Source organism: Rhodococcus sp. IEGM 1318 (assembly GCF_033142465.1).
In the GTDB taxonomy this organism is placed as follows: domain Bacteria; phylum Actinomycetota; class Actinomycetes; order Mycobacteriales; family Mycobacteriaceae; genus Rhodococcus_F; species Rhodococcus_F qingshengii_B.
Genome location: NZ_JAWLSC010000004.1, coordinates 294,472 through 307,640 on the forward strand (window position 1 = coordinate 294,472; position 13,169 = coordinate 307,640).

Sequence of the window (13,169 nt, forward strand, 5' to 3'; positions counted from 1 at the left end):
GGAGCCGGATCAGACACCGTCACCGTCTGAGCCGACGCCGACGAACTGACAAACCCAGCGCCAGCAGTGAAATCAGCGGTAACGCTCTGAGCGCCAGCAGCATCGAAGGAATGTGACAGCGTCGCGGTCCCACCGGAAACCGTCACCGGAGAACCGATCGCCGCACCGTTCGACTTGAACTGCACAGTGCCGACAGCATTCGAGGGAGCAACCGTCGCCGTCAAATCAACCGCAGTACCCGTAATCGCCGTCGCCGGAACCGACAACGACGTCGTCGTCTCCACATCCACCGGAGCCGGATCAGACACCGTCACCGTCTGAGCCGACGCCGACGAACTGACAAACCCAGCGCCAGCAGTGAAATCAGCCGTAACACTCTGAGCACCAGCAACATCGAAGGAATGCGACAGCGTCGCGGTCCCACCGGAAACCGTCACCGGGGAACCGATCGCCGTGCCGTTCGACTTGAACTGCACAGTGCCGACAGCATTCGAGGGAGCAACCGTCGCCGTCAAATCAACAGCAGTACCCGTAATCGCCGTAGCCGGAACCGACAACGACGTCGTCGTCTCCACATCCACCGGAGCCGGATCCGACACCGTCACCGTCTGCGCCGACGCCGACGAACTCACAAACCCAGCACCAGCAGTGAAATCAGCTGTAACACTCTGAGCACCAGCAACATCGAAGGAATGCGACAGAGTCGCGGTCCCACCGGAAACCGTCACCGGCGAGCCGATCGCCGCACCGTTCGACTTGAACTGCACAGTGCCCACAGCGTCGTTCGGAGCCACAGTAGCGGTCAAGTCAACAGCAGTACCCGTAATCGCCGTAGCCGGAACCGACAACGACGTCGTCGTCTCCACATCCACCGGAGCCGAAGCAATGCTGATTGTCGCGAGTGGACCTGCACCAGCGTTGAGAGCGCTACCCTTCGCATCTCGAGGCGTGCATCTGGTCGGGGCCCATTGCGTGCCGAAGAGACTCGCTTTTGCAAGCTGAGTACTGAAATTTTTGTCGTTGCCGTATGTAGCAGCGTCACCGGCAGTTCTGACCTTCGGCTGAATCACACCGGATGCGCCGGCGATCATCGTAATATCGATTGCAGGCATCCTGAACCAACTGTCACCGTTGGTGTTGGTGCTCCCGTCGAGGTTCTTTTTCGTCTTGGGTGCGCGGATACCACCCTCACTGTTCGTGCTGGTACTGGGACTGTTTCCGATCACCTCGTTGTTACCCGAGATTCGGAGATATGGACCCGCCGCGTCAGGGCTTCCGGCCTCGTTGATGCGGATGACACTGGGGGCAACGTTCTCCAAGTTGAACGAGGTTCCGGGCACGATCGCCGCGCTGACGAAGGTGGCATTTGCCGGGACATCGAAATCGTTCTTCAAGCGCGACAAATTGGTTGTTGTGGCGCCCGAATCCGAGTTCGGAAACGACTGGCCATTGGATTGCATTCGGATGGTGAAGGTTTCACCCGGAGCAACTGAGGTGGGGGCATCCACGGTGACAGAACTCGTAGTCACTTTGTCGACAGTGATGAGTGCTTTCGCCTGGCATGAGGTGGAGAAGTTGAATTGGCTTTGAACTGCCGAGGCTGGGGACCCGATCAGCAGCATTCCGGCGACCATGGCGGTTCCGGTTATGGGCACGGCGAATCGCCGCAACTGAGAGATTTGGGGCATGGGCACTTCCTTCGGAAGGGCAAACATGAGCAGTGGATTCGGACAAAACGTGTGCGCGCCGTCACAACATAGCGAAAAAACTAGTACGTGTACTACTTTTGGCAAGACACTTGTCCAATTCACCCCGGACTCACCCTCGCCCCGGCGGACACCGATTGGAAAAGCAGGGCATAGAGGCCCGATTGAACGCAAAACTATCGCCAAAGCGGTCTATCGACAACGCTTTTGGTGGTCAACTCGTCGATCGGCGGGAAAAAGTTGATATTCCGTCAGTTCGGAAAAAGTTCCAAACCTACCAGTCCGAAAGTACGAATCAGGGCCGCGACGAAGTACGTCGCGGCCCTGATTGTGTTGGTTCAGCGTGTCAGCGAAGCACATCCGTGCCGACAAACGGCACCAATGCCTCGGGCACTCGCACCGAGCCGTCGGCCTGCTGATGGTTCTCGAGAATCGACACGATCCAGCGCGTCGTAGCCAAGGTGCCGTTGAGAGTGGCAGCCGTCTGCGGCTTGCCGTTCTCGTCGCGGTACCGAACTCCGAGGCGACGAGCCTGGAAGGTCGTACAGTTGGACGTCGATGTCAGCTCGCGGTAGGTGCCCTGTGTCGGAACCCACGCTTCGCAGTCGAACTTACGCGCGGCCGAGGAACCGAGATCTCCGCCGGCGACGTCGATCACGCGGTACGGAACGTCGATGGCGGCCAACATGTCTCGCTCCCAGCCGAGGAGACGCTGGTGTTCGGCGTCGGCATCCTCGGGACGGCAGTACGTGAACATCTCGACCTTGTCGAACTGATGGACACGGATGATGCCGCGGGTGTCCTTGCCGTAGCTGCCGGCCTCGCGGCGGAAGCACGAGGACCAACCGGCGTAGCGCTTCGGGCCTTCGTTCAGTTCCAGGATCTCGCCCGAGTGGTAGCCGGCCATCGGCACCTCGGAAGTTCCGACGAGGTACAGGTCGTCATCCTGCAGGTGATAGATCTCGTCCGAGTGAGCGCCGAGGAAGCCGGTACCCGCCATGATTTCCGGGCGTACGAGTACAGGCGGAATCATCATCGTGAAGCCGTTGGCGATCGCCTTCTGCGCGGCCAACTGCAGCAGTCCGAGCTGGAGCATGGCTCCGTAGCCGGTCATGAAGTAGAAGCGCGAACCCGAAACCTTGGCGCCGCGTTCCATATCGATCAGGCCGAGCGACTCACCCAGTTCGAGGTGATCCTTCGGCTCGAAGTCGAACTTCGGAATCTCACCGACGTGTTCGAGCACGATGTAATCGTCCTCGCCACCGGCCGGCGCACCTTCTTGTACGACGTTGGAAATCGCGCGGTGTGCGGCGTCGAGCGCAGCCTGCGCCTCGTGCTGCGCGGCCTCGGCTTCCTTGACCTTTGCCGCAAGTTCCTTGGAACCCTCGAGCAGCGCGGGGCGCTCCTCCGGAGATGCCTGTCCGACCTTCTTGCCGAAGGCCTTCTGCTCTGCGCGGAGGTTGTCTCCGGTCAGGACGGCAGCGCGTCGGGACGCGTCGGCTTCGAGCAGAGCGTCGACCAGTCCTGGATCTTCTCCACGGGTGCGCTGCGACTCGCGGACGATTTCGGGGTTCTCACGGAGAAACTTGAGGTCAATCACGACTTCGAACTTTACCCACTCACCGCAGCTCGCCGACGGTCACGTCCACGTCGGAGAGGGGGAGATCACGATTCGAGCAGACTCAGGTAATCCTCGCGTCCGAACATCCGAGCCGCGTCGACGGCAGTCGGGTGTCCACCTTTCGGGTCGGCTCCCCCGTTCACCAGCGCTTTCACCACCGCATCCTCGCCCTTGAAGACGGCTCCGGCGAGTGGTGTCTGATTCTTGTCGTTGGGTCGGTTGACGTCGGCGCCGCGATCGATCAAGGCAACGACGGCGTCAGCGTGACCGTGATACGCAGCCAACATGACGAGCGTGTCGCCACTCTCGTTGGTCAGATTGACGGGAACTCCGGCATCGACGTACGACGCCAGCCCGGCTGCGTCGCCGGTTCGTGCCATGCCGAAGAGCCGGCCCGCCAGCTCGACAGCTTCGGGATCGAGTGGGGTGTTTTCGCTCATGACTACAAAATACTCACAGACGCGATTGTGAGTTTTGTAGTGAAGGTTCGATATCGCCACGGCAACAGGCATGATGGAATCGATGTCCGAAGACAAGATCGAGAAGTCGCCAGATCCGGCAGATCCCCAGGGGGCGCCGGCGAAGAAAACTGTCTCCGCGAGCCGCACCCGTCGGGTTCTGGCTGCTGTCGCGGTGGGTGCGGTGGTCGCCGCGATCGCAACGATCGCGATTTCCGGTGGATTGAACAAGGACGACTCGTCCTCGGTCAGTGTCAGTGGCGGGGGTCCAGCAGCGACGGGCTCTGCTCGCGACGACGCTTTCACCGCGGCTGCGGCCGGCGACTGCCTCAACTGGACACCCGCGACCGAGTCGGGCGGGGACCGCACGGACATGTCGAAGGTTCAGTGCGGAAGTGAGCATCGCTTCGAGGTCGCCGGTCCACTCGACCTGTCGGTGTTCCCCGGCGCCGAGTTCGGCCCCGGCTCCAGGTACCCGGGTGCCCTTCGATTCGCCGAACTCCGCGACGAGCACTGCACACCCATCGTCATGTCCTACCTCGGTTCGAAATTCGATCCCAAGGGCAAGTTCAGCGTCGGCCTGATGTTCCCGAGCGAATCTGGTTGGGCCTCGGGCGAGCGCGCACTGCGTTGCGGCTTGCAGTTCTCGACGACGACCGGCGAACTACAACCGTTCGCGGGCCGCGTGGCGGATCAGGACCAGTCGAACGTGTGGGACGTCGGCACGTGCATCGGCATCAACCAGAACCTCCCGACCGATCCGGTCGACTGTGCGAAACCGCATGCATACGAAGTTATTTCGGTGATCGACCTCGGCACTCAGTTCCCCGGCGCGATGCCGTCGGTGGAAGATCAGGACCGCTATCTCGAAGGCGTCTGCACTCAGGCATCCAACGAGTACCTGGGTTCCGCAGACGCACTTCGCGACAAGACGCTGACGCTGTTCTGGGACAACATTTCACTGGAAAGCTGGTTGGCCGGTAGTCGCCGAGTCAATTGTTCGATCGGCAAAGAGGTCGAAACCGGCGGGTTTGCCGCGATCACCGGAAGCGCCAAGGGCGAGATCCTGATCAACGGCGCCGCTCCGGTTCCGCCACCCGCTGCACCGGAAGGTCGGTCGTTGCCGACGCCGTTGCCCGGCGCAGCTCCGCCGTCGTAAGCCATGACGGTAACTATGACGCCCGACCGGTTCGAGGAACTGGTCGGCGAGGCGCTCGATCTGATTCCGCCCGAACTTGCCAAGGCAATCGACAATGTCGTGGTGCTGGTCGAAGCACGCGACGAGGAAGAACCGGGGCTGCTCGGTTTGTATCAGGGCGTCGCTCTGACCGAGCGGGATTCTCATTACGGTGGGTACCTGCCGGACACGGTCACTATTTTCCGCGATTCGATACTCGACATCTGCGCATCCGAGGACGAGGTTGTTCACGAGGTTGCCGTGACCGTCATCCACGAGATCGCGCACTACTTCGGCATCGAAGAAGACAGATTGCACGAACTCGGCTGGGGCTGAGGGCAAAGTCGTCCGATTTCGGGGGGAACCAAAAGCGGGCGGCACGCATCAAACTAGGTGCGGGGGGATTTCGACGGCTGTGCGCACGACCTCCCGACCACTTATCCGCACTGGTCAGGAAGGAGTTCGGCACTATGCACGTCGACCCTCAAGCCCTAGTTGCCGCCGCAATGGAACTCGAGTCTGCGGCGACGCGATTGCGCGGAATCGTCTCTACTGCGCAGCCGACGCTACGCGTTCTCCCAGCGGGATCCGAAGAAGTGTCCGGCAGCGCGGCAAACTATTTCAACACCATCTCTGACAGCCTTGCCTCGTCCACCGATCGGGCAATCGAGGAGCTCACCTCGGCCGCGGCAGCTCTGCGCAAGAATGCAGCTGCCTACGAGCTCGAAGACCAGCTCACAAAGACCAGTCTGGCCGCCGCACCGATCTGATCGACAGAAATCGAACGCGACAACTTCGAGCGCGACAACACAGTCACACTTCCTGGGGGGAAGAACAATGGTCGGCATCACCGGCGTCATCTGGTATCCACGGGGCGCAGCACCCAACTCCGCAGCACTGGTCGCCGGAGCCGGGCCGGTCCCTCTCGGCGTGGCGGCCGGGGCCTGGTCCACCGTGTCGTCCGGACTGACCGACACCGCTGCGTCCATCTCTCGCGTGATGGCGGATCTTCGCACCGGGTGGTCCGGAGAAGCAGCGGATGCCGCATTGAGCAAGTTCGCACCGTTCCAGGAATGGGCTGCTGCGGCCGCGTTGCTCGCGGGAGAAACCGCAGGTAAGGCCCAGGTGCAGTCCGGCTCGTACACGGTTGCCACCCTCGCCATGCCGTCCCTGGCCGAGATTGCAGCAATTCAAGCGGCCAAGGTCGCCGCGTACTCCATCGGCGGTGCCCTGGTCGGCGGTGCCGCTGCCGCCGAGGCTGCCGAAGAAGCTCTCAAAATTAGAGCGGCGGTAACGATGGAAACGTACGACGCCGCAACGGCTCATCTGGCCGTGCAGCAGAACTTCGACTCACCACCGTCCATCGCGGAACCCACAGCTGGGGCATCCGCTTCGGCCCCAGGCAGCGCCTCACGACAGTCCGTCGTGCAAGCGGCATCAACGCTCGCTGACGCAATCGCGGATCCCGTGCGCACCGCAACCGCTGCTGTCGCATCCGTAGTTTCCAACCCGGTATTTGCCGCCGCTGCCTCACAGGCCGGTGCCATCTCCGGTGGAGCTGCCACCGCAGCCGGTGCCACCACCACCGCAGTCACGAGCGCCACCAGTGCCGCATCAGCTCTCGCGACGGCAGGAGCAGGACTCGGCGGCGCAAGACTCGGCGCTTCCACACCATCAATGTTCGGCACTCCGTCGGCAAGTCGGGCACCGGCACAGGTCAGCGCAGCATCCGTGACCACCGGAGCCGGAACAAGTGCAGGCTCGTCGTCGAGCGGCCACACCGGCTGGCACGCTCTTCCTGATCCCTCCACCGGCCAGAGCACCGCACGCCAGAATCACGTGACCTCGCCGGTTCAGGGCACCGCAGATACCGTCAAAGTGGATCCGGCCCGAACCGCAGGCGGATCTGCGCCGATCGCCGGCGGCCGTCATGCCGCCCAATCTGAAGACGAGACCGAGCACGACACACCCGATTATCTGAAGCACTTCGAGCATTTCGCCGACGGTCGCACAGTCATCCCGTCCGTGATCGGTGGCGCACTCGAAACTGCAGAGCGTTGATGGTGGACCTCGGCACCTCGCCAGATGGGAGGAATTCGCCTGTCGTCGCCCTGCCACAGGACGAAATCGACTATGTACGTGAGCGACTCGGGCTCGATGCGCTTCCCGTGGTTCTCGGTGGCGCGACGGTTCACGGCAGTGCGAGCGCTCAACATACGGCGATGCAGTCCGCGGCAGATTCACTCTCCGAGCGCGATCTCCTCCCCGGCGGGGAGATCCATCACGAACTCAGTGCCCGCCTGCGCGTCCTGACTCACCCCAAGTGGGAGTTGGCGCTGCGTCGGCATGTCGGCGGAAGCATTTCACGCCTCTGCATCGCGCAGGGCGAATTCCTTTGTGTCGAAGCAACTTCAACCGAATCTTCATTCGCACTACGCAGTGTCACGTCCGAACCGGCCGTACCCGTTGTCACCGCGCTCGGCAGCGCCGAAGCAATGCCGATCGCCGTGATCAACGCACCGACAGAAATTCTGAGCCTGGCATTCGGCGCCGGCCCGGATGCAGAAAGCGTGACCTCGGCAATGATCAACGCCGGGATACCCGAAGACGGCGCGCGCCAACTGGGTAGGGCAATCGTCACCTGTACCGCCTTCGCCGAATTGGTCGGAATACCACACAGTTTGGGAGCGACGACGCTCATGGCCGGCGCAGTGACTGTGTACGACACCTTGGCGGGTCGGCTCGTGGGTTCGACCACTCGGGCTGCCGACGGCACGGAATGGACGTCCATCGGTTCCGGAACACTCCATCGCCTGCGACAAGCCGTGAACGCGCTGGTAACCGAACTCGAGGAATCGACGCCGGAGACTTCCGGGTAACCTCGGGGCGTCCCTTCAACGCCCGGAGCCTTACTTCAGCATGCAGTTCTCGCGTCAACCGTCGTCACCGGGCGAACAAGGCTCGGTCGCCACGATCGACCGGCCGAACGAAGAACGGGCAACAACACCGCACCGACAAGACCTGAACGGACTGCGTGGCCTCGCCATCGGTTTGGTGGTCGTATTCCACGTGTGGTTCGGACGGGTATCGGGCGGGGTGGACGTCTTCCTGGTTCTGTCCGGATACTTCTTCGTCGGCTCACTGGTTCGACGCGCCGAAGCCGGGGGTTCACTCAACCCGGTCCCGGCACTGCGGCGGGTGTTTCTGCGGCTGTTCCCCCTGATCGCGGTGGTCAGCATTTTGACCGCACTGGGGACCGCGTTGCTGCTGCCACGCACACGCTGGGCCGATCTGGGTGATCAACTGATCGCGGTGCTCGGGTTCTTCCAGAACTGGCAGCTCGCCAGCACCGCAAGCGACTACCTGGCCGCCGACGGCTCGGTCACTCCCCTGCAGCACCTGTGGTCGATGGCCGTGCAAGGTCAGTTCTATCTCCTGGCCATCGCACTCGTCTCCGTGATCGCTTATGTGGCTTCACGCGTGAATCCCAACTATTTCCGCCCGGCACTCGCGGTCACCCTTCTGGTTCTGACCGCAGGATCTTTTCTCTACGCACTCGCCAAATCTTCGCGTCACCAAGCCTGGGCGTACTACGACTCCGGCGCCAGGTTGTGGGAATTGGCCCTCGGTGGTCTGCTGGCCGTTCTGATGACCAGCACGCGCAGTCGGCAGATCGCATCCCTGCCGTTCTCGGTCAGAGCGACGATCGGCTGGGCGGGTCTTTCGTCGATCCTGTTGTGCGGCATAGTGCTCGACGGCGCCCAGCAGTTCCCCGGCCCGTGGGCGCTGGTACCGGTGCTGGCCACTCTTGCGTTGATACTGTCCGGAGTCGGCGACGACACACCTTGGACGTCGAAGACGCTCGCCCATCCGGCACTGACGTGGCTCGGCTCGTTCGCATTCGCGCTGTACCTGATTCACTGGCCGATTCTGGTGTTTGCACTCGTGATCTCCGGACGCCCCGAAGCCGGCCTGCTCGGCGGGGCACTGATCATCGCCCTCTCCGTCGCGGGGGCGCTCGCACTCCGACGCCTGGTCGAGGTTCCGGTGGAGCGCGGAGGCCGCTCGCGTCGATACACCGTTCTGGCTTGCGTCATCACCGCTGCCGTGGTCCTCGCTGCTTCGGTCGCGTGGCAGTCGTACGCGAGCAGCCAAACGACGGGCCAACGGGCGGTCGACTCCCTCGACCTCCCTACCCATCCCGGCGCACTCGCGCTCACGGACGGTGCCGATGTACTCAAGGCGTCGATGGTTCCCTCGATCTTCGATGCGCCGCTGGACCTTCCGGCCAGCACGCTCGACGGTTGTATCGGCGATTTTCTCGAGCGGGACGTCGTCCACTGCACCTACGGCGACGCCGATGCCGACAGAACCATCGCTCTCGCGGGCGGTTCGCACTCCGAACACTGGCTCACTGCGCTCGACGAACTCGGCAAGAGCCACGGGTTCCGCGTCGACACGTATCTGAAGATGGGCTGCCCGCTCACCATCGACTCCATGCAGACGTTGTCGGACAACGACTATCCGGATTGCGTCGACTGGTCGCGTGGAGTGCTGACCGAGTTGGCCGTCGCCTCACCCGATTTCGTGTTCACGACGGCAACCAGGCCGAGTTCCGACGGCCCTGGCGACGTGACGCCCGAGTCGTACGTGCACGTGTGGGAGGAGCTGGGACGCGACGGTATCGACGTACTCGCCATTCGCGATACCCCGTGGTTGCACCACGACGGCGTCGCCTACCGCGCGATCGACTGTCTGGCGACCACCACCTCACCCGATCACTGCGCGATGCCACGGTCGGAAATGCTCAGCGACGTCAATCCGGCGCCGTCGGCAATTGCCGATCTGACCAACGTCCGGCTACTCGACCTCAGCGACGGCGTGTGCGGACCGGAGTTGTGCCGGGTCGTGGAAGGAAATGTGTTGGTGTATCACGATTCCCACCACCTGACCGCCAGTTACGTGAGCACCCTCTCCACCGAACTCGGGCGCCAACTGAGCGTCCAGACCGGTTGGTGGTGAAGCAGGTGGTCAGCCCATCACGTCGTCGGCACCGGGGATGAGCCGATGCTCGAACGGTGGGTTCACCGTTCCCCACCGCAGGCACTCCCAGCCTCCGTCGACCGAGGGCAACAGTTCGACGGTCTCGGTGTTGGCCAGGTGGTTGTTGGCGGCGAACAGGCCGGGGACACCGGCAAGTTGAGCGGCGACAAGACGGATCGCCGCACCATGACTGACCACGACGATGTCGCCGCCGTCTCGTGAGCCTTCGAGAAATTCTTCGCGCAACGAATTGACCACGGGAACGTACCGTTCCAGGACGTCGTATCCCGTTTCACCGCCCGGGATGCGAGCGCCGAGGTTGCCGGTGTGCCAGTGATGGAACGTCTCCATGAACAGTCGGTGCGCGGCTTCGTCGGTGCGATCCTCGAGATCCCCGGCCTGCACTTCGTGCAGTCCGTCCCGCACATCCAGGGAGACGCCCGCTGCCTGCTCCACGAAACCTGCTGTCTGCCGGGCACGCAACGCCAACGACGATACGAGTGCCAGCGGCGGCGCCGAAGCCAGGCCGACGCCCAACGTTTCGGCCTGCGCCAACCCTGCCGGCGTGAGTTTTGCTCCAGGCAAGGCGGTGTCGAGACGCTTGGCGACATTCGCCTCCGTCTGACCGTGCCGAACGAGGATGAGCCTTCCGGTCATCGTTCTCCCTCTCCCCGCTTGAGCTCGTCGATCCAGTTGATTGCTTGTTCGTCCGAAGGTGGTTGCGGCCCGGTTGAATTCGCTGTTGCCCACGATCCGAGGAAGCGGACTCCGGATGTGCGATGCAGTGCACGCATCGCTTCGGCCACCAACGAGTCCTCGATGTGCCCGACGCAGTCCACGAAGAAGCGATAAGTACCCAATTCCGTTCGCATCGGCCGCGATTCGATCCGAGTCAGATCGATGCCGCGAGCTGCGAATTCGGAGAGTGCACGTACCAGGGAGCCCGGAGCGTTGTCGAGGTGAAGCACCAACGCGGTGCGATCGGCGCCGGTCCGCGGCGGAACCGGGGCCGGTTTGGTGACCAGCACGAAGCGTGTGCGGGCGCCGCCCACGTCGGCGACGTTGTCCGCCAGGCTGTCGAGTTCGAGCATCTTACCGGCCAGCGCCGTGGACACACCGGCGTCGACGGTTCCCGCCTGCACATCCAGGGCCGCACCGGCATTGGACGAGGCCAGCACCACCTCGGCCCGTGGAAGGTTCTCGGCGATCCATCCGCGGACCTGTGCGCCCGCATGTGGGTAGGCTCCGATCGTGCGGACCTGATCTGCGGTAGTCCCGGCCCGAACCAGGATGGAGAAGCTCACGTCCAGATCGGTTTCGGCCACGATCTGCAGCGGCGAACCGAGGGCCAGTGAATCGAGCGTCGGAGCTACGCCGCCTTCCACCGAGTTCTCGAAGGGAACCACGGCTCCGTCGACTGAACCGTCGCGAACCATGTCGAGCGTCGCCGGCGGACTGCCTGCCGGTACTCGCTCGACGGTTTCGCCGAACGCGCCCTCAGCCTCCAACTGAGCGAGAGCTATCTCCGTGAAGGTTCCCGACGGACCGAAATACGCGATTCTTGGCACGCCTACGAGATTACGCACCGACTCGCGCCGGTCACTGCAAACCCGCGGCACGCAGAGCGGTTTCCACCGCCTGCGGATCCGCGACCTCGATCGTGAGCAGCACCTCGCGCATCGCGGACGCGGCTTCCGGGATCAGAGCAGTGAGTTTTTCCGGCTTCGGATCGACTATCGCGGCGCGCACGTCATCGCCGCGCAGTGCGGCGACGGTGCCACACAGCAGGGCGATCACTTCGTCGGCGTCGGCTGCGCGGGCTACGAAACCGACGGACTCGTGCGCGAGTACCGCCAGGAAATCGGCCACTTCGATGGGAGTACGACCGGCGGCGAGTCCGGGGATCCGGCCACCTTCGCACAGTCGCATTGCCGTTTCAGCAGGCGTCAGATCCTCTTCACCGCCGTCGACGTACACCGCGAGCGGAGCGGGCAGACGCAGGGCGATCGCGTCGTCGATCTGGTCGGTGGTGACGTCGAGGTCGAAACGCACGGCCTCGTACGACGCACCGGTGTCCGCACGTAGTTTCTCGGGATCGATGTCGAGAAGGACGACAACCCGGCCCGCGGCTTCGGCGCCGATCAGGGCAGACGCCGGAACGACCGGGGGAAAGAGTGCTTCGAGGAGTCCGCGCGAGTTTCTCGGGGCGGGCAGCCCGAGTGAGAGAGGAATGGCCACGGACAAACCGTAACCCCGGCGAACTCGACGGATTCCACGCGAGTTGCGTAAAAGTCTTGCGATTCACACCGCAGCACCTTAGGTTAGGGTTACCTCATCATCCGATGAAGTTCGAGAGAACACCCGCCAAGGGGGCAGCATGGCAACGAAGACCAGCACCGGCCCGTCCACCGCCGAACGCGTCCGCAGCGCCTGTGTGCGCGCGCAGGATGCAGTGCTCGCCATCGAAGGCAGCGATCCCACCGTCACGTCGGTGCATCACCTGCGTTCGAACGGTGACGTCGTCGTTGCAGTCCCACATGCCTCCGCAGCTGCGGCTTTGGCCTGGAACTCCGGCAGCGGCGGCTTGCCCGCCGTCCTCGAGATCACCGATCACGCACCACTGCGACTGCGCGAGCCCGTACGTTCCCTCGTGTGGCTTCGCGGCACGTTGCACGCGGTGCCCGACTACGAGGCACGCGTCCTCGCCGACGACGTCGCATCCGAACATCCCCACCCGGGACTTCTCGACATCGGCCACACCTCGGTCCTTCTTCGCTTGAGCCTGGCCTCGGCTGTAGTCGCTGATTCGACGGGAGCAGAACCCGTCGCCGTGGACGAACTGCTGAACGCCAGCCCTGATCCCTTCTGGGAAATGGAAACGGCGTGGCTGCAGCATCTCGACGAAGACCACCGCGACCTCGTGGACCTGCTCGTGCGCAAGCTTCCCCCGTACATGCGCACCGGACGCGTTCGGCCACTCGGCATCGATCGCTACGGCCTGCGCCTGCGGGTCGAGGATCACACCGGTGACCGCGACGTGTGGATGCCGTTCGCCAACCCGGTCGACGACGCTCCCGCATTGAGCCGCGCCATCCGCATGCTGGTCGGGTGCCCTTTCCTCAACGGCCTCCGATCAGGCGGCGCCTCCAACGGCTAGCGTTGCG

General features: G+C 63.3%; 13 protein-coding genes. 7 read left to right on the forward strand and 6 right to left on the reverse strand.

Features of this window, described 5'->3' with window-relative positions:
- The 3 genes from R4P65_RS12250 to R4P65_RS12260 all read right to left on the reverse strand — a co-directional run.
- On the reverse strand, window positions 1–1,688 hold a 1,688-nt coding region (locus R4P65_RS12250; protein WP_317826679.1), incomplete at its 3' end, for an Ig-like domain-containing protein.
- 364 nt (window positions 1,689–2,052) lie between these two features.
- Entirely contained in the window at window positions 2,053–3,306 is a 1,254-nt protein-coding gene (gene serS, locus R4P65_RS12255) for a serine--tRNA ligase (protein WP_007736032.1), read from the reverse strand.
- A 65-nt stretch (window positions 3,307–3,371) separates the two neighbouring features.
- Complete coding sequence (locus tag R4P65_RS12260) at window positions 3,372–3,767, reverse strand: ankyrin repeat domain-containing protein (protein WP_317826680.1); 396 nt, start codon at window positions 3,765–3,767, stop codon at window positions 3,372–3,374.
- A 70-nt stretch (window positions 3,768–3,837) separates the two neighbouring features.
- Here R4P65_RS12260 and R4P65_RS12265 point away from each other — a divergent pair, with 70 nt between their 5' ends.
- The 6 genes from R4P65_RS12265 to R4P65_RS12290 all read left to right on the forward strand — a co-directional run bounded on the left by R4P65_RS12265 (window position 3,838) and on the right by R4P65_RS12290 (window position 9,984).
- Complete coding sequence (locus tag R4P65_RS12265; RefSeq protein ID WP_081557200.1) at window positions 3,838–4,944, forward strand: septum formation family protein; 1,107 nt, start codon at window positions 3,838–3,840, stop codon at window positions 4,942–4,944.
- A 3-nt stretch (window positions 4,945–4,947) separates the two neighbouring features.
- On the forward strand, window positions 4,948–5,298 hold the full coding sequence (locus R4P65_RS12270; protein ID WP_007736028.1) for a metallopeptidase family protein: 351 nt from the start codon (window positions 4,948–4,950) through the stop codon (window positions 5,296–5,298).
- A 134-nt stretch (window positions 5,299–5,432) separates the two neighbouring features.
- A complete protein-coding gene (locus tag R4P65_RS12275; RefSeq protein WP_317826681.1) occupies window positions 5,433–5,732 on the forward strand; it encodes a PE family protein in 300 nt (99 codons plus the stop codon).
- 67 nt (window positions 5,733–5,799) lie between these two features.
- On the forward strand, window positions 5,800–7,023 hold the full coding sequence (locus R4P65_RS12280) for a PPE domain-containing protein (protein WP_317826682.1): 1,224 nt from the start codon (window positions 5,800–5,802) through the stop codon (window positions 7,021–7,023).
- A complete protein-coding gene (locus tag R4P65_RS12285) occupies window positions 7,023–7,841 on the forward strand; it encodes an ESX secretion-associated protein EspG (protein WP_317826683.1) in 819 nt (272 codons plus the stop codon). The genes R4P65_RS12280 and R4P65_RS12285 overlap by 1 nt, the downstream gene beginning before the upstream one ends.
- A 40-nt stretch (window positions 7,842–7,881) precedes the next feature.
- A complete protein-coding gene (locus R4P65_RS12290) occupies window positions 7,882–9,984 on the forward strand; it encodes an acyltransferase family protein (protein WP_317826684.1) in 2,103 nt (700 codons plus the stop codon).
- A gap of 9 nt (window positions 9,985–9,993) precedes the next feature.
- Here R4P65_RS12290 and R4P65_RS12295 read toward each other — a convergent pair whose 3' ends face one another.
- Genes R4P65_RS12295 through R4P65_RS12305 form a run of 3 tightly spaced genes read right to left on the reverse strand, consistent with a single transcriptional unit; the run spans window position 9,994 to window position 12,243 of the window.
- A complete protein-coding gene (locus tag R4P65_RS12295; RefSeq protein ID WP_317826685.1) occupies window positions 9,994–10,662 on the reverse strand; it encodes a histidine phosphatase family protein in 669 nt (222 codons plus the stop codon).
- Window positions 10,659–11,573 (reverse strand): prephenate dehydratase, encoded by a 915-nt coding sequence (pheA, locus tag R4P65_RS12300; protein ID WP_317826686.1) that lies wholly within the window; start codon window positions 11,571–11,573, stop codon window positions 10,659–10,661. Before pheA ends, R4P65_RS12295 begins: the two co-directional genes overlap by 4 nt.
- Before the next feature lie 31 nt (window positions 11,574–11,604).
- Window positions 11,605–12,243 (reverse strand): hypothetical protein, encoded by a 639-nt coding sequence (locus tag R4P65_RS12305; protein WP_317826687.1) that lies wholly within the window; start codon window positions 12,241–12,243, stop codon window positions 11,605–11,607.
- Between the two features lie 139 nt (window positions 12,244–12,382).
- Here R4P65_RS12305 and R4P65_RS12310 point away from each other — a divergent pair, with 139 nt between their 5' ends.
- Window positions 12,383–13,162 carry a DUF2470 domain-containing protein gene (locus R4P65_RS12310; protein ID WP_317826688.1) on the forward strand — a complete coding sequence of 260 codons (780 nt, stop codon included), beginning with the start codon at window positions 12,383–12,385 and terminating at the stop codon, window positions 13,160–13,162.
- Window positions 13,163–13,169: the final 7 nt, after the last annotated feature.